General features: G+C 65.3%; 14 protein-coding genes. 6 read left to right on the top strand and 8 right to left on the bottom strand.

Annotation, left to right across the window (positions count from 1 at the left end; genetic code table 11):
• Positions 1 to 124 precede the first annotated feature (124 nt).
• Entirely contained in the window at positions 125 to 1,513 is a 1,389-nt protein-coding gene (locus GKC30_RS02200) for a sigma 54-interacting transcriptional regulator (RefSeq protein WP_155932054.1), read from the bottom strand.
• A gap of 245 nt (positions 1,514 to 1,758) precedes the next feature.
• Here GKC30_RS02200 and GKC30_RS02195 point away from each other — a divergent pair, with 245 nt between their 5' ends.
• Genes GKC30_RS02195 through GKC30_RS02180 form a run of 4 tightly spaced genes read left to right on the top strand, consistent with a single transcriptional unit; the run spans position 1,759 to position 7,440 of the window.
• Positions 1,759 to 2,913, top strand: coding sequence for an HD domain-containing phosphohydrolase (locus tag GKC30_RS02195; RefSeq protein ID WP_155932052.1), 1,155 nt, complete (start codon positions 1,759 to 1,761; stop codon positions 2,911 to 2,913).
• Positions 2,910 to 5,087 (top strand): two-component system sensor histidine kinase NtrB, encoded by a 2,178-nt coding sequence (locus GKC30_RS15100; protein WP_155932050.1) that lies wholly within the window; start codon positions 2,910 to 2,912, stop codon positions 5,085 to 5,087. Before GKC30_RS02195 ends, GKC30_RS15100 begins: the two co-directional genes overlap by 4 nt.
• Positions 5,088 to 5,116: 29 nt before the next feature.
• Entirely contained in the window at positions 5,117 to 6,319 is a 1,203-nt protein-coding gene (locus GKC30_RS02185) for a response regulator (protein ID WP_155932048.1), read from the top strand.
• Positions 6,316 to 7,440 carry an HD domain-containing phosphohydrolase gene (locus GKC30_RS02180; RefSeq protein ID WP_155932046.1) on the top strand — a complete coding sequence of 375 codons (1,125 nt, stop codon included), beginning with the start codon at positions 6,316 to 6,318 and terminating at the stop codon, positions 7,438 to 7,440. The genes GKC30_RS02185 and GKC30_RS02180 overlap by 4 nt, the downstream gene beginning before the upstream one ends.
• 15 nt (positions 7,441 to 7,455) lie before the next feature.
• Here the strand turns inward: GKC30_RS02180 and GKC30_RS02175 are convergent, their stop codons facing one another.
• Entirely contained in the window at positions 7,456 to 9,960 is a 2,505-nt protein-coding gene (locus GKC30_RS02175; protein WP_155932044.1) for a diguanylate cyclase, read from the bottom strand.
• Positions 9,961 to 10,212: 252 nt separating this feature from the next.
• On the opposite strand from GKC30_RS02175, the gene GKC30_RS02170 reads away from it, so the two are divergent.
• Together GKC30_RS02170 and GKC30_RS02165 are read left to right on the top strand one after the other, a co-directional pair.
• Positions 10,213 to 11,100: a PHP domain-containing protein gene (locus GKC30_RS02170; protein WP_155932042.1), complete on the top strand. Its 888-nt coding sequence runs from the start codon at positions 10,213 to 10,215 to the stop codon at positions 11,098 to 11,100.
• Between the two features lie 146 nt (positions 11,101 to 11,246).
• Positions 11,247 to 11,939 (top strand): M15 family metallopeptidase, encoded by a 693-nt coding sequence (locus GKC30_RS02165; RefSeq protein WP_231116995.1) that lies wholly within the window; start codon positions 11,247 to 11,249, stop codon positions 11,937 to 11,939.
• 80 nt (positions 11,940 to 12,019) lie between these two features.
• Here GKC30_RS02165 and GKC30_RS02160 read toward each other — a convergent pair whose 3' ends face one another.
• From GKC30_RS02160 to GKC30_RS02135, 6 genes are all read right to left on the bottom strand, one after another.
• On the bottom strand, positions 12,020 to 13,387 hold the full coding sequence (locus GKC30_RS02160) for a glycerate kinase type-2 family protein (protein ID WP_155932040.1): 1,368 nt from the start codon (positions 13,385 to 13,387) through the stop codon (positions 12,020 to 12,022).
• Positions 13,384 to 14,388: a 2-hydroxyacid dehydrogenase gene (locus GKC30_RS02155; RefSeq protein ID WP_155932038.1), complete on the bottom strand. Its 1,005-nt coding sequence runs from the start codon at positions 14,386 to 14,388 to the stop codon at positions 13,384 to 13,386. Before GKC30_RS02155 ends, GKC30_RS02160 begins: the two co-directional genes overlap by 4 nt.
• A 251-nt stretch (positions 14,389 to 14,639) precedes the next feature.
• On the bottom strand, positions 14,640 to 15,626 hold the full coding sequence (locus GKC30_RS02150) for an ABC transporter permease (protein ID WP_155932036.1): 987 nt from the start codon (positions 15,624 to 15,626) through the stop codon (positions 14,640 to 14,642).
• On the bottom strand, positions 15,623 to 16,675 hold the full coding sequence (locus GKC30_RS02145) for an ABC transporter permease (RefSeq protein WP_155932034.1): 1,053 nt from the start codon (positions 16,673 to 16,675) through the stop codon (positions 15,623 to 15,625). Before GKC30_RS02145 ends, GKC30_RS02150 begins: the two co-directional genes overlap by 4 nt.
• Positions 16,672 to 18,150, bottom strand: coding sequence for an ATP-binding cassette domain-containing protein (locus GKC30_RS02140; RefSeq protein ID WP_155932032.1), 1,479 nt, complete (start codon positions 18,148 to 18,150; stop codon positions 16,672 to 16,674). Before GKC30_RS02140 ends, GKC30_RS02145 begins: the two co-directional genes overlap by 4 nt.
• 3 nt (positions 18,151 to 18,153) lie before the next feature.
• Positions 18,154 to 19,341 (bottom strand): BMP family lipoprotein, encoded by a 1,188-nt coding sequence (locus GKC30_RS02135; protein WP_155932030.1) that lies wholly within the window; start codon positions 19,339 to 19,341, stop codon positions 18,154 to 18,156.
• Positions 19,342 to 19,493: the final 152 nt, after the last annotated feature.

The following is a 19,493-nucleotide window of genomic DNA, read 5'->3' as shown; positions in this document are numbered from 1 at the left end:
CATCGTGGAGGTCGAGCAGGGGGCAAGCGTGGGAAGGCTGGCTGGAAAAGTTATCTATTCCTGCGCGTTACATTTGTTCAGGAAGTATTTGTTCTTGTTTGGGCAAAAAGGGAACTTTCGGGACTTATCGAGGGGGGCGGAACTGCCGTCTGGTCAGGCCGTGGCGGTTCATGAGCTTGTTGAGCTGCCGGGTGGTGACGCCCGTGCGCCTGGCTGCTTCAGTGATTCTTCCTGCGCATTCCGCAAGCACGGCGGTCAGGTATTGCTTTTCGAACCGCTCCACCGTGATCCGCCTCGCCTCGCGCAGGGGCAGGCCGGTTCTGACCGGCGCCGTGACGACCGTGCCGGGGGGGGAGAAGAAATCGGGCGGAAAGCTCGACGGAAGCAGGATGGGCCCTGTTTCGAGGATGCAGGCGCGTTCGATGATGTTTTCCAGCTCGCGGACGTTGCCGGGCCAGGGGTAGTCCCTGAAGGCGTCGAGCACGTCGGGATGGATGCCCCGGATTTCCTTGTTAAGCAGATTGTTGAGCTGCTTGATGAACGATTCTGAAAGCTTGAGGATGTCTTCGCTGCGTTCGCGCAGGGGCGGCAGACAGACCGGGAAAACATTGAGCCGGTAGAAGAGGTCGCGCCGGAACAGCCCGTTGTCGCAGAGCGTACTTATGTCGTCGTTGGTGGCGGCGATGATGCGTACATCCACAGGGATGTCTGCCTCGCCGCCCACGCGCTGGATGACCCGCTCCTGGATGGCATTGAGCAGCTTGACCTGGGCGGATTGGCTGATGGTGCCGATCTCGTCCAGAAAGAGAGTGCCGCCGCCCGCCAGTTCGAACTTGCCCAGCTTGCGGCGCACCGCTCCGGTGAAGGCGCCCTTTTCGTGGCCGAAGAGCTCGCTCTCCACCAGGGTGTCCGGGATGGCCCCGCAGTGGACGCTGATGAAGGGCTTGTCGTTGCGGTTGCTGTGGGCGTGGATGAGCTTGGCCATCAGGCTTTTGCCGGTGCCTGTTTCGCCAGTGAGGAGCACGGTGGTCCGTGTGGCCGCCACCTGTCTGATCTTGGCGAACACCTCGCGCATGGTCCGGCTGCGGGTGTCCACGAATTCCAGCGCCTCCTCGTTCCAGAACTGGCCGCGCAGGTAGTCCAGCTCCGACTGCATGACATCGGACTGATGGACTCTGTCCATGACCAGCCCAAGCTCCTCGCAGCCCACAGGGTGGGTCAGGTAGTCGAAGGCCCCGGCCCTGACCGCGTCGATGGCCACCTGGGTGTGCGCCTCGTCGGTCATGACCACGATGGCCGCCGCCGGATAGTGCTCCCACAGCGCCTTGAGGGCGTCGGCCACCGAGTCGTTGCCCCGGAGCAGGGACTCGGCGTCCACCAGCAGGGTGTCGATATCTCCGGCGTGGTTGCGGCCCGGAAGCGCCCCCTCCCGGGCCGACGCCATCCCGTGGTCCTGGCAACGCGCCAGCCCGAGCTGTTCCGTTTGGCCACCGTCACGGGTTATGACAAGCATTTTTCGCACGACTCGTTGCACCTCGCGTCCCCACACGGCCTTATCTGCCAATGGCCGCCGGTCTGACAAGCCATAGCGGCAAACCCGACCGGGGACAACGCCAAACTCTGGACTGGCGGCGATAGCCGAAAATCGTATGGTCAGGGGTTACTTATAATTCCAAAATGACACAGATTGTTCTATGGTCGCCCCCTGTGGGATAACTTACCGTGCCCTGTGGCGGGTGCGTCGCGAGCGAGGTCCGCATGCCTGAACGGGTGCTGTTTGTTGACGATGATCCGAACATCCTCAAGACTTTCCGGGCCGGCTACAGGAAGAAATTCGACCTTGACCTGGCCGAGGGCGCGGCAGAGGCCCTGGACAAGATCAAGTCCGGCGAGAAATACGCCGTGGTGGTTTCGGACCAGAAAATGCCCGGCATGTCGGGCATGGATCTGCTCGCCGAGGTCCAGACCCTTTCCCCTGCCACGGTGCGGATCATGCTCACCGGGCATGGCGACTTCACCCTGGCCATGGACGCGGTCAACCGTGGTCAGCTCTACCGCTTCCTGCTCAAGCCCTGTCCCCTGGATGATCTGGAGCGCGCCATCAAGGCGGCGTTGCGCCAGCACCGGCTCGTGATGGCCGAAAAAGTGCTGCTCCGGCAAACTCTCAAGGGAACCGTGGAGCTGCTTACCGAAATCGTCTCCCTGGTCAATCCCGAGGCCTTTGGCCGCTCCCAGCGCATCAAGCGCCACATGGGCTATCTGGTGGAGCGGATGAACCTGAAAAACGGCTGGCTCTTCGAGATGGCCGGGATGCTCTCCCAGCTCGGCTGCATTCTGCTGCCGGACAGAACCCTGGCCAAGCTCCAGGCGGGACGGCCTCTGGAGGGCGAGGAGCTGCAGCTTTTCGCCATGCACCCCACCCTCGGGGCCGAGATGCTCAAGAAGATCCCGCGCATGGAAAAGGTCGCCGAGATCATCGCCTATCAGGAAAAGAACTACGACGGCACGGGCGTCCCCCTTGATTCCGTCAAGGGGGAAGACATCCCCCTCGGCTCCAGGATGCTCAAGCTGGTCCTTGACTACGACACGGCCATGATGCACACGGGCAAGCCCAGCGCGGCCTTTGCCGCCCTGGAGGAGCACATTGACCGCTACGATCCCGAACTGCTCTACTATCTGGAAGGGAGCCTGGGCAAGGAGGCCCGCTATTCCCTGGCGGAAATGACCATCGATGAACTATGGCCGGGCATCATTCTGGACGAGCCGGTGGTGGACGCGACCGGGCTGGTGCTTTGCCGCAAAAGTATGGAGGTGACCCGCAGCATCATCGCCAAGCTCAAGGCGTTTCAACTGCGCGGGTCCGTTCGCCAGCCCTTCAAGGTGCTGGTGCCTGAGAGGCGGGGTGGGCAATGACCAATCTCGACAACCGTGACAAGACCGGAGCAGCTGCCTGCGGGAGCCAGGGCGGACGGATATCCCTGCCCAGGCTGTTCAACTGGGGTGTGGTGGGTTTTTTCCTGTTCCAGCTCGCGGTCGGGCTGTATGTCATTTTTCACTTCATCGGCGGCGAGGCGCAAAGGCTGCAGACCGAGCGCGCCCAGTGCGAGCTTCATTTCCGCAGTCAGGCCCTTGAGGCGCACCATTCGGCCGGACTGATCCTGCTGGGCGAGTTCTCCCGGTTGCCTGTCCTGATCGAAAGGCTGGACCGTCAAATCGGGCAGGACAGGGTCAGGGGGGTCATGCACTCCCTGTTCCTGCTGGACCGCGGCGCGGTCTTCACCCTTCAGGACGCCGGGGGCGATGCGGTCTACGTCACAGACCGCCGGGCGGAGCAACTGGTGCCCCGAGGGCGGACCTTTGATGCCCTGTCGGCCGCCGCTTCCGGCGAGGTCTCCCTGGTGATGGACCGAGACGGAGGGAGCCTGTGGCGTCTTGCCATGCCCGTGCTGCGCGGGGGGGAGCCGGTTGGCCTGCTGTGCGCCTTCGTGCCCGTCGATCCCGCCCAGGCGTGGCTGTCGAGTGACGGTGCCGTTGGCGTGGCCCTTTTGCTTGACGGCGTGCCCGTCATCGTTTCGGCTTCGGTTCCCGAGCCGGTCAGCACCTATCGGCTGGATACGGCTTACCGGGGAGTTTCCCTGGAGATCGCGCTGCACGGCGGCGAGGTGGACAGGCAGACGCGGGCGCTGGCCGCAGGCATGGTCGCCACCCTGGGGGTGGGGGCGCTCCTGCTCATGCTCATTATCCATGTGGTCGGCAACAAGCTCTATATAGTGCCCACAGCCAAGCTTCGGTCCATGCACGACGAGTTGGAGAGGGAAGTGGAGAAACGCACGGCCGATCTCAAGATGCGTACCGTGCAACTCTCCATCGAAATCCGCGAACGGCGCGAGTCCGAGATCGAGGCGCGGGAGTCAGGCCAGCTGGTTTCGGCCCTGCTGGAAGGCATCGGCGCGGCCTTCTTCATTCTCAATCCGCGTACCGGGCATGTGGTCAAGTCCAACAGCGTGGTCCACGCCATGTTCGGCCTTTCGCCCTGGCAACTGGCGGACAGGCCGTGCGCCGAGGCGTTTGCCAACTCGGCGGCTCTGCTCGAGGATCTGCTCTGCCCCCGGGTCATCAGAAACAACACCTATGTGGAGGGTGTCGCCCGGCACACCAATGGTCAGTCCTTTCCGGTGGCCCGGTATCTGGTGCCCATGGAGTTGCGGGGCGAGGACCATATCGGGGTCATCGTTCTTGACATCACCGAGCGCAAGAATCTGGAGCGGCGGCTGCATATCGCCCAGAAGCTCGAATCCGTGGGCGAGCTGGCCTCCGGGGTGGCCCATGAGATCAACACCCCCATCCAGTACGTGGGCGACAGCGTCCTCTTCGTTCAGGACGCCTTTGCCGAAGTGACCAAGGTGCTGGCAGCCCAGGCCGAACTGGCCGAGGCATGCCGCGAGGCCGGATTCCGGGCCGATCTGGTCCAGCGGATCGACGCCCTTGGCCAGGAGGCGGATCTCGAATTCGTTCTCGACGAGGTACCCAAGGCGTGCGAGCGGGCCTTGGGAGGCACCGGGCGCGTGGCCACCATTGTCCGGGCCATGAAGAATTTCGCCCACCCCGGCGACGGCGAGAAAAAGGCCGTGGACATCAACGCCGCCCTGGAAAACACCATCATCGTGGCCAAGAACGAGTGGAAATACGTGGCCGAGGTGGTCACGGACTTCGATGCCCTGCCCATGGTCCAATGCCTGCCCGGCGATATCAATCAGGTGTTTCTCAACATCCTGGTCAACGCGGCCCAGGCCATCGGCGATGTGGTGGGCAATTCGGGCGACAAGGGGACCATCACCATCGCCACCCGCCGGGGCGAGGGCGAGGTGATCATCTCCATCTCCGACACCGGCACGGGCATCAGCCCCGAGATCCGAAACAAGATATTCAACCCCTTCTTCACCACCAAGGAGGTGGGCAAGGGGACCGGGCAGGGACTTGCCATCGTGCACGACATCATTGTCGAACGGCACGGCGGGGTCATCGACGTGGAATCCGAGCCGGGCAGGGGCTCGACCTTTATCATCCGTTTGCCCGCAACGGATTGAGCCCGGTGCAACAGGCAAGGAATCGAGCAATGAAACGAAACATTCTCTTTGTGGACGACGACCAGAATATTCTGGACGGTTTCAGGACACTGCTCTACGGCAGACGCAAGGAGTGGACATGCCGCTTCGCCCTCAACGCCAGGGAGGGCCTTGAACACATCGACCGTGAGCGCTTCGACGTGGTCATTGCGGACATGCGCATGCCGGGCATGGACGGCGCGGATTTTCTCAAGGAGGTGGAGCGCAGACAGCCGGGAGCCGTGCGCATGATCCTCTCGGGATATTCCGAGATGCAGGCGGTGCTCAAGTCGGTCAAGCACGCCCACCAGTTCCTAAGCAAGCCATGCAGCTCCGAGACCGTGGTGGCCACCATCCGCCGGGTCACGGACTTGCGGCACATCCTCGACAACGAGGCGGTCCGCGCCGTTGTCACCGGGCTGCAATCCCTGCCTGCCATGCCCGACCTTTACATCCAGATCGAGCGGGAGCTGAAGGAAGGCGAGCCGGATCTGCGGCGCATCGCCAAGCTGGTGGAAAAGGACGTGGGCATTTCCGCCACCCTGATGCGGGTGGTCAACTCCTCGTTTTTCGGCTTCTATGAAAAGATCACCTCCCCGGCCCACGCCGTGGCCCTGCTTGGCGTGGAGGCCCTCAAGGGCTTGGTGCTGGGCGCAAATCTGCTCACCGAGGCGGACGCCTCGGGCGTGCCCGGCTACTCCATCGGCAGACTGTGGATCCATAGCCTTCAGGCCGCCTACTGCGCCAAGGAGGTGGCCCGGCTCGAAGGAGGTGACGACGATTTTGTCGAGGCGTGCTTCATCGCCGGTATCCTGCACGACATCGGCAAGTTCGTCTTTGTCACCCAGATGTCCGAGACGTATCTGCCCGTGATCGAGCAGGCCCGCCTGGGCAAGGGCCCGGTCTTGTCCATCGAGCGGCGCGAGCTGGGGGTGAGCCACGCCGAGGTGGGGGCCTACCTCGCCGGTTTGTGGGGATTCAGGAAGGAGGTGGTGGAGGCCATCAACGAGCACCATTCGCCGGAAGTGGCGGGTCATGAGTTCTGCGTGGGGTTCGTGGTCCACGCCGCCGACTCCCTGCAGCATGAGCTGGACCAGGGCGGTGGCGCTTACGTCTTCCCCACCATTGATCTCGACTGGCTGGAGGGAGTGGGAAAGACTGACCGCTATCCGGTCTGGCGCGATGCCTGTCGCCGCCACATGGAGGGAAAATGAGCGGCGAACCCAAGGTGCTTTTCGTCGATGACGAGCAGAACATTCTCGACACCTACCGGGCCTCCCTGCGTCGCCGGTTCAAGGTGGACACGGCCCTTGGCCCTGATGAGGGATTGGAACGCTTCCGCCTCTTCGGGCCATACGCGGTGGTGGTTTCAGACCTCAAGATGCCGGGCATGGACGGCATCCGCTTCCTGCGCAAGGTCCAGGCGGTGTCGCCAGACACCGTGCGCGTGATGCTCACCGGCCATGCCGACCTCCAGGCGGCCATCGCGGCGGTCAACGACGGTGCTGTCTTCCGTTTTCTGACCAAACCCTGCTCCATGGACGAAATGATCCGTACCCTGGAGGCGGCCATACGCCAGTATTCCCTGGTCATCGCCGAGCGCGAGCTGCTGCGCGGCACCCTGCGCGGCAGCATCAAGGTCCTCACCGACATTCTCGGGCTGGTCAATCCGGCGGCCTTTGGCCGCAGCGAGAGGGTCCGCCGACTGGCAGCCTTCGTGGCCCAGCGTCTGGGCCTCAATCAGACCCTGAGCCTTGATCTGGCGGCCATGCTCTGCCAGCTCGGGAGCGTCACCCTGACCGATGCGGTGCTGGGCAAGGTCTTCCGCGGGGAGCCCCTGACCGATGACGAGCGTACGGCCTTTGAGGCCCATCCGGCCGTCACGGCCAGGATGCTGGCCCATATCCCCAGGATGGAGCGTGTTTCGGAGATCATCCTGCATCAGAACGACTCCCTGTCCGACACGCCCGCGCTGCCCGTTGAGGCGCGTATCCTCAAGGCGTGTCTCGACTATGACGCCCTGGTGGAGCAGGGCATGGACAAACGGGACGCCATTGATGCCTTGAGAGCCCGGTCCGGGGTTTACGATTCCCGTGTCCTCGGCGTGCTGGAGCTGGGCACGGCCGGGGGCGACGGCTACATCCGGCGGGAGATTCCCGTTGGGGACATGCGGCAGGGAATGATTCTCGACGAACCCCTGTGGAGCCTGGACGAGGTCCACATCATGGCCGAAGGAACGGAGATAACCGAGACGGCATTGATGCGCCTGCAAAATTTCGCCAAGGCCCAGCGTCTGCCCGAGCGGCTGCGGGTTCTGGTGCCTGTGGACGGGTGAGGGTGCGTCTTTAGATCAGCCGCGTTCGACGCGGTTGCGTCCGTTCTGCTTGGCAGCATACAGGGCGGCATCCGCGTCCTTGAGCATGGTCTCGAGGCTGGCCGAGGGCTCATCGAACACGCTTACGCCGATGCTCACTGTCACCGAGAGCGGCTTGCCGGTGCCGATGTCCATCTCGTGGGCCGCGATGGCCGAGCGCAGCCGTTCCGCCACGAGCATGGCCTGCTTGGTGTCTGCCTGGGGCAGCACTGCCGCAAACTCCTCGCCCCCGATACGGCCCAGTATGTCCACCTGACGCAGGGTGTCGGCGGCTGTGGCTGCCAAGGCCCGCAACACCGCGTCGCCCGCGTCGTGGCCGTAAGTGTCGTTGACCGCCTTGAATCGGTCGGCGTCGAACATGAGCACCGAGACCGGCTCGCCGTAGCGCCTGGCGTGTTCCACGGCCCTGGTGCCCAGTTCCATGAAGTGCCCCCGGCTGAAAAGGCCGGTGAGGCTGTCGCGAGTGGCCAGCCGCGTCAGTTCCTGCTCGGCCAGCCGCTGTTCGGTGATGTCCCTGTTGATGCCGATGATGCTCGTCACTTGGCCGTTTTTGTCCTTGCGGGCTCTGGCCGCGACCCGGATGTGGCGCAGGCCGCCGTCGGGCAGCAGGATGCGGAACTCGTGTCTCCAGTCGCCGCCCTGGCTGCGCAGCGTCGTCAGGGCGTCCTCGGCGCCGGGCAGGTCCTCCGGATGCACCCGGCTGGCCCAGGCGCGGTAGAGTCCGCTGAACTCGCCGGGCTTGATGGCGTAAATCTGTCGCATGCGGGCGTCCCAGATCAGCTCGTCGGTCAGGGGGTTCCACTCCCACACGCCCACGCCTCCGGCCTCGGAGGCCAGGGCGATGCGCCGGGCGTAGGATTCGAGTTTTTCGCGAGCCTCGATACGCCGCGTGATGTCGCGCAGGATGCCCACAGCGTGCCATTGGCCGTCCAGCTCAAAGGCGGAGACCGACCGTTCCACCGGGAAGGTGGTGCCGTCCTTGCGCACGGCGGTGAACTCCCTGACCGTGCCTACCGCCTGGCCGGAGCCGGTGCGGGCGAATCGCTGAAACGAGTGCCTGGCCGCCGCCGCGTCTGCTTCGAGAGAGACCATGGGGTGCAGCTTGCGGCCGATGGCCTCCTGCTCGGTATGACCGAAAAGCTTTGTTGCGGCCCGGTTCCAGAAGAGAATGGTGTCCTCGCCATCCACCATGATGATGGCATCGTGAGAGGCGTCGCTCATGGCGTGCAGGGTTTGCTCCCTGGTGCGCAGGGCGGACTCGGTCTCCTTGAGGGGGGTGATGTCGAGCAGGGTGCCCATGGCGCTGGCCGGGGAGCGGTCCTTTCCGATGGTGAAGGAGCCCCTGGCCAGAACATGCCCCACGCTGCCGTCCTGTCTGACGATGCGATGGGTCAGGGAGTACCCCGCACCTTCGGCCATGGCGGCGCCAAAGGCTCGCTCGGCCGACTCCCGGTCCTCTGGATGGACCAGATCCCATATGGCGTCCATGGTCGGGACATAGCTGTTCCTGTCCAGTCCGAAGATGCGGTAGGTCTCGTCTGACCATCGGACCTCCTTGGTGGTGAAATCCATCTCCCAACTGCCCAGGTGGGCCAGGGTCTGCGCCTCGGCCAGTCCCTGGCCGACGCGCTGCAGGTCGTGATCCTTGCGCAGGTTCCGGTAGGAGAGAAGCAGCCCGCCCCCATAGAGCAGGACCACCAGCCCGTACATCACAGGCAGGGAAGGCGCAATGCCCGCCGATCCCGATGCGGGCAGGGCGGCCAACTGCCATGAGCCCGAGGGAAAGGATACGGGCATGAACACGGCCCCGCTTGCCGGGGCGAAGAGCGAAGGATCGCCGAAAAAGACCTCTCCCTCCTCGCCCTTGCCGTCCACGCCCCGGATGGCCAGGTTCAGGTCGCTGTAGCCGCGCAGTCCGACGGCATCGTAGAGGCGGTCAACGTCGATGATGGCCGAGACAAGCCCCCAGAAGCGCTCCCGGTCCCCGTTGCGAATGATCACCGGGGCGCGGCCCACCAGCCCGGTGCCCCCCTGGATCAGGGCGACAGGTCCGGCCACCACCAGAGCGCCTGTTTCCTTTGCCCGCAGCGCTTGTTCCCATTGACCGGGCAGGGTTCTGTAGTCGGCTCCGAGGGCCTGGCGGTTGCCCTCCATGGGGTAGACGAAACGGATGATGAAATCCGGTGCGGCCGAGATGTTTTTGAGCAGAACGGTATCCCGCAGGGCTTCACTGGCAAAACGGCTGAAGGCGTCGTCGTCCAGGCGGGGCGTGGTGGCGATGAAGGTGGCCACGCCCTGTATGCGCAGGAGGTTGCTGATGACCTCCTTTTCGATACTGGTGCGCAGGGTGGCCAGCCGGAGGGACAGAGCAATCCGCTGGTCGTTCCTGCGCCCTTGGGTCAGCAGGCTGTGGAGCAGGACGCAGAGCAGGGCTGCGGCGGCAGAGTAGATCAGAACGCGTATCAGGAATTGCCGTTTCACGGTGAGCCATCCTCGTTCACTGGAATCGGTGGAGCGCTTTTGGCGCAAGCGTACTCACCATGCGGCATTATTCATTCGCGGGCAATGAGAATCATTGTTTCGGGCGGGGCGAGAGGCGCAGCCCGACTTTGCTTGACAAAGCGGGGGGAGTGGTTAAATTCTGCACCGGGCGTCAACTTGGCAGACCACGCACCGCAAGGCGCATCCGTTACCTGCCCCGTGAGCCGTGAGGAGCTTCGGAATACCCAGTCCATGCTGACATTCGACCTTCACTTTCATGCCAATATCCACCGCATGCCTGCCAGGAGCAAGTCCCTGAGGCTGCGTAAGATTCGGCGGCACCTTCGGCAGTGCGGCCCGGACTTTGTGGCGTCCACCGAACACTCCTACAAGAAGCCCCTTGAGGCCTACCAGCGACTGGCCGAGGCCTCGGCGGATCTGCGCACCTCGGTCATCCCGGGCGTGGAGGCCGTGTCGGCCGAGGGCATCGACATCATCTTTCTCTTCGACGACGAGGCGGGGCTGCGCCGGGGCCTTGGGGATGTTCCCACCTTTGGCTGGTCCGTGCGCGACGTGGGCCGTATCGCCGCCCACACAGGCGCCCTGACCATCGTGCCCCATCCCTTTCACCTGGGCCGCACCTCGGCGGGCAACATCCTCTCTCGCCGGGGTTATCTCCGGCTGTTGGCCGTGTCCGATTACGTGGAGATCCACAACGGCTCGGCCCTGACCTTTGACTCGCAACTCACGGGTTGCGGGGCGGGCCAGCTCTTCGGCAAGACCCAGCACAAGCTCGACCTGACCCTGGATCTGCCCATGGCCGACCGGGGCGAGGGGCTGGGCTGGGCCGTGAGCAGTGACGCCCATTATCCCGGCGAGCAGTTCATCGTCGGCTGCACCGATGAGGTCATGGCTCCCGCAGAGCCCGTGCTCGACTTCCTGCGTCGCAGAATCCGTTTCGCCCCCCATGCTCTGATTGAGCCGCCCACCGAATACTCGGTCAACAGCCTCCATCTGCTGCGCAGCCTTCAGGGGGTGCTCAAGGAGGCCATGGTCAAACAGTGCCTCAGGACTTCCGGTCGCGCCCGCGCCGCCGGGGTGGCCCTGGCCCTCTCCTGCGGAGCCTTTGCCTCCATGTGATCCCCTGGTCGCCCGAAGGCGGCCTCATCTCCTGACAGAAATTATTCCGTGCTGGGTTGTCCGCTTGCGCGGTTTCAGGTATGCGTGAGCACGGCGGGAATAGTCCGCCCCGACTGTCGAACCGATTGAAACACAGGAGTGCCGCCATGTCCCGTGCTCCCGGAATGCGCTTTTTCCTGCCGTCCCTGCTTTTGCTTCTTCTGCTGGCCGCTCCCGCCTGGGCCGCCGGGCTGCCCGAGGGGTTCTGCCATGTGGAGGAGGTCGTTCCGGGGGTGGTCCTTGATGTGCGCTATTTCACCAGCCACAACTTCCTGGGCGATCCGGTGGACGGGTACGAAGCCCCCCGAGTCATCCTGACGGTGCAGGCGGCCCGCGCCCTGGCCGGGGTGCAGGCCACCCTGGCCCGGTTCGGCCTGGGCCTCAAGGTCTTTGACGGCTACCGGCCCCAACGGGCCGTGGACCATTTCGTGCGCTGGGCCGAAGACCTCAGCGACACGCGGATGAAGGCGGAGTTCTACCCGGACGTGGACAAGGCCCATCTGTTCCGCGATGGCTACATTGCGGCCCGTTCCGGTCATTCACGCGGGTCCACCGTGGATTTGACCATTATTGACCTGGGCACGGGTGAAGCATTGGACATGGGCACGCCCTTTGACTTCTTCGGCCCACCCTCCTGGCCCGAGAGCCCGGCCATGTCCGCCCAGGTGCGGGCCAACCGCGCCTTGCTTCAGGGGATTATGGTCAGCCACGGGTTCCGCCCCCTGGCCGAGGAATGGTGGCATTTCACCCTGGAGAACGAACCCTTCCCGGACACCTGGTTCGATTTTCCGGTCCGCTGATCGGCCCGAATCCGATCCACATGAAAAATACCGGCGCACAGCCCCCTGTGCGCCGGTATTTTTCATGCGGTCAAGGGAGCTTAGGCCGGGTCCACAAGAATGACGGCCACGTCCATGACATTGGTGCGCGTGGGGCCTGTTTTGACGATGGTTCCGGTGGCGGTGAAGAAGGTGTAGGCGTCGTTGTCCGCGAGGTGGCGGAGCGCGGCGCTCAGGTTTGTGGCGTCGCAGTCGCCAAGGGTGTCGGGCAGGACCAGGGCGCCTGCCGCGTCCGTGGGGCCGTCGGTGCCGTCGGTGCCCACGCAGGCCATGCTGATGCGGCCGCTCTCCGGGCCGGATTCGTGGAGTCGGATGGCTGCGGCCAGGGCCATCTCCTGGTTGCGGCCGCCCTTGCCGTTGCCCCGGAGGGTTACGGTGGTTTCCCCCCCGGCCAGCAGGCACACCGGAGGCTTGGGGCCGTTGCCGCCGCAGATGCCCATGGCCGCGCAGATCAGATCCGAGGCCACCTGCCGCGCCTCGCCCTGCATGGCCGGCTCCATCACTAGCGGCGAATAGCCCAGCTCGCGGGCCGCCTCGGCAGCTCCGGCCAGGGCCTGGGCGTTGCCCGCGATGATCAGGTTGCGCACGCGGGCGAAGCAGGGATCGTCGCTGCCCAGCGTCTCGGGAAGGCTGCCGTTGCGCCCGGCCCGGAGCAGGGCAACCACCTCGGGAGGCACGGCCCCGCCGAGTCCGTAGCGGTCGAGGATGTCCAGGCAGTCGGCAAAGGTGGCGTCGTCAGGCGCGGTGGGACCGGAGCCGATGACATCCAACCTGTCGCCCACCACGTCGGAGATGATCAGGGTCAGGACCGTGGCCGGTTCCAGGGCCTTGGCCAGATGCCCGCCCTTGAAGGCCGAGAGGTGCTTGCGGATGGCGTTGATCTCGTCGATGGTCGCCCCGCAGGCCAGCAGGCGGCTGGTGGTCTCCTGCTTGTGGGCCAGGGTCACTGGCGGCACGGGCGCGGGGGTCAGGGCGCTGGCCCCGCCCGAGACGAGGCAGAAGACCAGATCGCGCTCCGTGGCCGTGGCCGCGAGATGCAGGAGCGCCTCGGCCCCGCGTTGCCCTGCCTCGTCGGGCACGGGATGGGCGGCCTCTGTCACCCGCACGCGACCAAGGGCGCAGCCGTGGCCGTACTTGGTGACCACCAAGCCGTCGTGGAGCCAGCGGGCCAGGGCTCTCTCGCCCAAAATATCCTCCAGGGCGCGGGCCATGGCCGCGCTCGCCTTGCCCGCGCCGAGGACCAGAATGCGCTCGAAGTCGTTGAGGTCGTAGCGCTCTTTGCCCACGGTCAGGACATCCCCGTCGCGTGTCACGGCCTTGCGCATGGCTCCTTCCGGGGCCACGGCCTCAATGGCCCGGTTGACGATGGCCAGCAGGTGGTCACGCCGGGCGGCATGGACAGTGGTCATGTCCATGTCCTACCGGCCGGGGCGGCAAAGAGGTCGGGGTTGAGGCAGGTCTCGGGCCTCTGTCCGGCCAGCATGGCCAGCATGTTGCGGGCAGCCAGGGTGGCCATGTCCGTGCGCGACTCTATGGTGGCCGAGCCGATGTGCGGCAGGACCACCGCATTCTCCAGCCCGGCCAGTCCGTCGGCCATGGCCGGTTCGCGTTCGAACACGTCGAGCCCCGCGCCCGCGATGACGCCGTCCTTGAGGGCTTGCACCAGATCGTCCTCCTTGATCACCGGGCCGCGTGATGTGTTGACGAGACAGGCCGTGGGCTTCATCCGGGCAAAGGCGGCGGCGTTGAAGAGGTGCCGGGTGTCTGGCGTGAGCGGGGCGTGGATGGAGATGAAATCCGCTTCGGCCAGCAGGGTTTCAAAGGGAACCAGACGTGCGTCGAGACGGTCTTCAAGGACCGCGTTGCGCCTTCCCGAGGAGCTGGTGTAGAGCACCGGCATGTCGAAACCCCGCGACATCAGGGCCATGGCCGTGCCGATGCGGCCTGCGCCGACAATGCCCAGGGTCTTGCCGCGCACGCCCTGACCAAGGAACTGGAGCGGCCCCCAGCCCTGCCAGTCGCCGGAACGCATGACCCTGTCCGCTTCCACCACGCGCCGGGCCGCGGCAAAGAGCAGCGCCCAGGCACATTCGGCCGTGGCGTCGGTAAGCACGCCCGGGGTGTTGGAGACCGGAATGGCGCGGCGGGTTGCCTCGGCCACGTCGATGTTGTCGTAGCCCACGGCGTAGTTGGCGTACCCCTTGAGCTGTGGCGCGGCGTCGAAGAACTCGGCGTCGATCCGCTCGGTGAGCAGGCCGATGACGCCCTGGCAGTCGGCCACCGCGGCCAGCAGCTCGGCTCTCGACAGGGTGCGGTCCTCGGGGTTGACGGTCACTTCGGCCGTTTGGGCCAGCAGGTCAATGCCCGCGTCCGGGATGCGCCGGGTGACGAAGACCTTGGGTTTGCTCATGCACACCTCCTTGTCGGGTTGGCAGGCTGTTGAAAAACGGCGATCTGCCGTCGTTGCAGGCGGACTCTGACGGGGCGAATCAAACCCTCGCGCACCAGGAGTACCTCTTTGCCCTCCTGATCCGCAAGGCTCGAAGATTCGCCAAGGGCTCAAGGTCTTCGGCCTTGAACCTTTATCGCGCCTGGCATCTCCCCCCACTTCTGAACAACCTATGTGTTCACATTTGTTGTAACCAGTCAGGGCTGTGTCGATTACAGTCCCTTTTTCGGGTTGAAGTCCTGGCCTAAGGCCGCCGGGGGATCAAAGGACCAGCCCCGGGAGAAGCGCCTGAGGAAGGGGTGGCGGCGGACCAGATCCTGAATCCAGCCCACGCGCCCCATGTTCACGGCCAGCAGGGTCAGGATCATGACGGGGAACGGGGCCACCTGGAAGACAGGGGCCGGAATGGACGGGAAAATTTCCTGCAGATAGATGCCCGACACCTGGAGCGCGGCGAAGAGGACCGCGCCAAGGGCGGCGCGAACCGGATGCCAGCCCCCGAAGATGACGATGGCCAGGGCGATCCAGCCCGCGCCTTCGCAGCCCTGGGGGCGACCCCAGCCCGGCTTGACCGCCAGGGAGTAGGCGGCACCGGCCATGCCCACCAGGGCGCCGCCCGCAAGGCAGTACCACAGCCTGACCAGCCGTACCCGGATACCCCGGCCAAAGGCCGCCCGAGGGGATTCGCCCACGGCCCGCAGCCGCATACCGGCCTCGGTGCGGTACATCCACCACCAGCACAGGAAAACGGCCACGAGGCTCAGGTGGACCACTGGCGAGCGGGAGCCCAGAATGGGGCCGATGCCAACCACCTCGGCCAGCCCCGGAATGGTCCACAGCCCCAGATCGGGCCCTGGCAGGCGCGAGAAGGCGTGGCCCAGGAAATAGGCCAGATCGCGGGCCAGCAGGGTGAGGATGAAGCCCACGGCCAGTTGCGACTGGCCCATGAAGATGCCGATGATCCCCAGCAGCCCGGCGATGGCCGCGCCAACGGCCATGCCCCCGAGCATGCCCAGCCATGGGTTGTCAAAGGTCACGGCCACGGCAAAGGCGGTCATGGCGGCCAGCAGGATGGAGCCGTCGAGCGACAGGTTGATGACGCCCGCCTTTTCCGTGAGCGTCTCTCCCAGGGTGGCCAGCACCAGGGGCGCGGCGGCCATGAGTACGGCGGCCAGGGCCAGGGCCAGGGTTTCGGTCATGCCGTTTCCCTCCTTTGGCGCAGCCACAGGCGCAGGCCGTGGACGATGAAAACGGACAGGACCATGATCCCCTGGATGACGCCGCTTAGGGACGAATCAAGGCCCATTTGCAGAGGCAGCTGAATGGACCCCACATTGAGCACGGCGAAGAAGAAGCAGATGAAGGGTACCGGACCAAGCCGGAAGGAGGCCATCATGCCCACCAGCAGGGCGGTGTAGCCGTAGCTCGACGAGATGGAGGGCAGCAGCCGGTGGTAGACGCCGAGCACCTGGATGGCCCCGGCCAGTCCGGCCAGCCCGCCGCAGAGCATGAATGCCTGGAGCAGACGGCGGCGCGGTCCCAGCGCGAACAGGGTGGCTGCCTTGGGATTTTCGCCCACGGCCCTGAGCTTGAGCCCCCAGGACGAGCGGTGAAGCAGCAGTCCCACCCCGAGGATGGCGGACAGTGCCAGGGCCAGGGCGGCCCAGCTTACGCTCATGGGGCCGAGCCGGGGCAGCCACAGGGACACGTCGATGGGCGCGGTGCCGGACATGGAGGCCACGCCCGGTCGCTTCCACGGGCCGAAGATGAGCCACAGGGTCACGCCCAGGGCCACGAAGTTGAGACCCAGGCCGGAGAATATCTCGTGGACCCGGCCAAAGACGCGCAACAGTCCCGCCAGCAGGGCCCAGAGGGCACCACCCAGGACTCCCGCCCCCATGGCCAGGAGTATCTCGGGCACCCCGCCTGTGGCAAAGGGGCGCAGGGCCGCGGTACAGAAGATGGCCCCCATGACCACCTGGCCCTCCACGCCGATGTTCCAGAGCCGGGCCGTGAAGGTGACGAGCAGACCCACGGCGCACAGGGTCAGCGGCACCCAGCCCGCCAGCGCCCGGCCCAGCTTGGCCATCGAGCCGAGGCCGCCGTCCAGAAGCACGGCAATGGTCTCCAGGGGAGGGGCGCCCGAAGGCAGCGTGACCAGGACGGTCAGGCCCAGGGCCAGGAGCAGGGCCGCGCCGAGCCAGCCCGCTTCGACCAGCGCCGAAAAACGTGTCCAGGGCCGGGTCATTGTCTGTCTCCCAGGACTTCCGCGGGGCTCTTGCCTGCCATGAGCGCACCCACGACCTCGGTGCTGGCCCTGGCCCGGTCCACCACGGCGACCATGGCCCGGTCGTAGAAGACCACCACCCGGTGGCTGTGCTCCAGCACCTCGTCGAGGTCGGGCGAGAAGAAGATCAGGGTCGCCCCCGCCCGGCAGCGGCTGTTGAGATGAGTCCACACCTGTCGGGCCGATCCGGCGTCAAGGCCGCGTGTGGGATGCTCCATGAGCAGCAGGGAGGCATCGTCAGGGATGAGGGAAAGCAGAAGTCTCTGTTGGTTGCCGCCGGAAAGCTCGCTGGCCAGGGTGTCCGGGTGGGCTCGCAGGTTGAACCGTTCCACGCACTGGCTCTGGTAGAAGGCGTCCATCTCGTCCAGGCGGCCCGGAAAGGCCAGGGCGATGTGCTCCCGCAGGGTCAGGGCCGGAAACAGCGCCAGCTCCAGCCGGTCCGCAGGCACAAAGTGAACGCCTGCCCGGCGCAAGGCGGCGAAGTCGTTGTCGGCGTATGTCCGTTGGTCCAGGGTCAGAGAGCCGCCGGGCATTCGGTCCAGCCCGCACAGGCCCCGCAGGAACAGCTCCTGGCCGCTGCCGTCCAGCCCGGCCAGTCCAACACACTCGCCGGGTCTGGCAGAAAAGGACATCGGCCCCATGGAGTACTTGGGTCCGGCCATGACCACATCCTCGAGGGCCAGCCTGGGAGGCGTATCCGACTCGGCCGGTTCCGGCGCGCCCACGGCCGCGGCGTTGGCCGCCTCGCCGAACATGCGCCGCACCAGCTCCCTTTCGTCATAGGGAGGGGTCAGTGTCGCCACGAGGGCCCCCTGGCGCATGACCAGGATGGCGTCGGCCATTTCCAGGGCCTCGGAGAGTTTGTGGGTGACCAGGACGATGGTGTGGTTTTCCTCGCGGGCCAGCTTCATCAGCAGGTCGAAGAGGTCGCGCTTCTGTTCCGGGGTGATGCCCGTGGTCGGTTCGTCGAGGATCAATGCGGTGGCCCCCAGGTCAAGGAGCCGGAGCAGTTCCAGGAGCTGGCGCTCGCCCACCGTCAGGGACGAGACCGCTTCGTCGGGCAGGAAACAGGCATCGAGCCGATAGGAGAGTTCGCCGATGACATCGACGACCTGTCGTTTTGTCCGGCTTGGCGCACCCAGCTGGAAGTTCTCCCAAATGGGCATGGCCGGAAAGTCGAGAGGATCCTGGTAGAGCATGCCCACCCCGTGATCGCGGGCCAGGGCAGGCGTGAGAAAGGCCACGGTGCGGCCGCACAGGTCGATGGTGCCCGAGGTGGGGCGGGTGTGCCCGGCCAGGACACGCATCAGCGTGCTTTTGCCCGCGCCGTTTTCTCCCACCAGGGCGTAGATGCGGCCGGGTTCGAAGGTCAGGCTGACGCCGTCGTTGGCCCGAACCCGGCCGTAATGCTTGTGAATGTCCTGTAAGACGATCATCTGCTACTTGGCGCTGGACAGTCCGCTCATGCCCTCGAGCAGTTGCTCCATGTACCAGATCTGCTTGTCCGTGGCCTTTTCGCCGGGCTTGAGGAAGACGGAGCCGTCCTGGTAGTTGAGTGGTCCGGTGAACAGGTCGATCTGCCCGGAGCCCATCTGGGCCACGAACGCGTCGAGTTTGGCCTTGACCTCGGCGCTGAGTCCCTCGCCGGGCATGAAGCCAACGGGAGACTTGTCGTGGTCGTTGATGGCGTCCCAGTAGGGGGCGTCCCACTCGAAGGCGGGCTTGTAGCTGCCGTCGCGCACCTGGGTGGCCAGCCGCAGGAAGGACGGCCCCCAGTTGAAGTAGGGTACGCCAAGACAGATGGAACCCTGGCCCTCGCAGGCCTTTTCATAATCGTAGGGCAGGGCGAAGACCCTGGCACCCTGGGCGCTTTTCTGTCTGGCCACGGCCACTGCCTCGGGTGTGTCTATGCCCGAAATGATCACATCGTATCCGGTGTCGAAGAAGGAGCCTGCCACCTGGGTCGGATCGGCGGTGACGCCGGGGATGTTGAACCAGAAGCCGATCCACTTGACGTTGAAGGAGAGGTCCTTAATGTCCCGGCCGCGCACCGTGGTCCAGGCGTGGGCCGCGCCGAGGTAGGCGGCGGCCACCAGACGGCGGGTCTCCTCGTTGATCAGGGGGCCGAGAAAGCCGATCTTGCCGGTTTCGGTGGTCATGGCCGCGGCGAATCCGGCCATCATTTTGGGATATTCCATGCGGCTGAAGAGGTTGCCGAGGTTGGCCGGGGCAGACCCGGTCCAGGCGGCGTCGCCCGAGATGTGGACAAAGGTTTTGTCGGAGTGCATGGCCGCGGCTTCGAGAATGCCGTCCTTCATGTCGTCGGACCCGGCGATGATCAGGTCGGCGCCCTTTTCCACGAGATCGTCCACCACCTGGGGCACGGTCAGTCCGGGCCTGTCGGCCGGGTTGACCTTGTCGAGGTAGATCATTTTCGCGCCGGGCATGCGGGCCTCGACATACTTGCCGCCTTCGTACTGGGCCTGGCTGTATCCCTTGTCATTGTAAGGGCCGACCAGAATCAGGCCGATGGTGAACTCCTTGGCCAGAACCGGCCCCGGGGCGAGCAGCACGGCCATGGACACCACGGAAAGCGCCACGAAAAGCAGTGAGCGTAGCTTGGACATCGAATCCTCCATTTGTGGTTGCCCGCCGTCTGGGCAGGCGTCTGGCGGTTGGGTTTCCCGGCCTGTGGGCAGGCTGCGGGAAAGGCGGGGAACCTTCCTGTTTCCCGCCGCGCAAAGTGGTATTTGTGAAACACTCGGCCCGATCGTGTCAA

The sequence above is a fragment of the Pseudodesulfovibrio alkaliphilus genome, from assembly GCF_009729555.1.
Taxonomy (GTDB): Bacteria; Desulfobacterota; Desulfovibrionia; order Desulfovibrionales; family Desulfovibrionaceae; genus Pseudodesulfovibrio; species Pseudodesulfovibrio alkaliphilus.
This window is presented reverse-complemented; position numbering and strand designations above follow the sequence as displayed.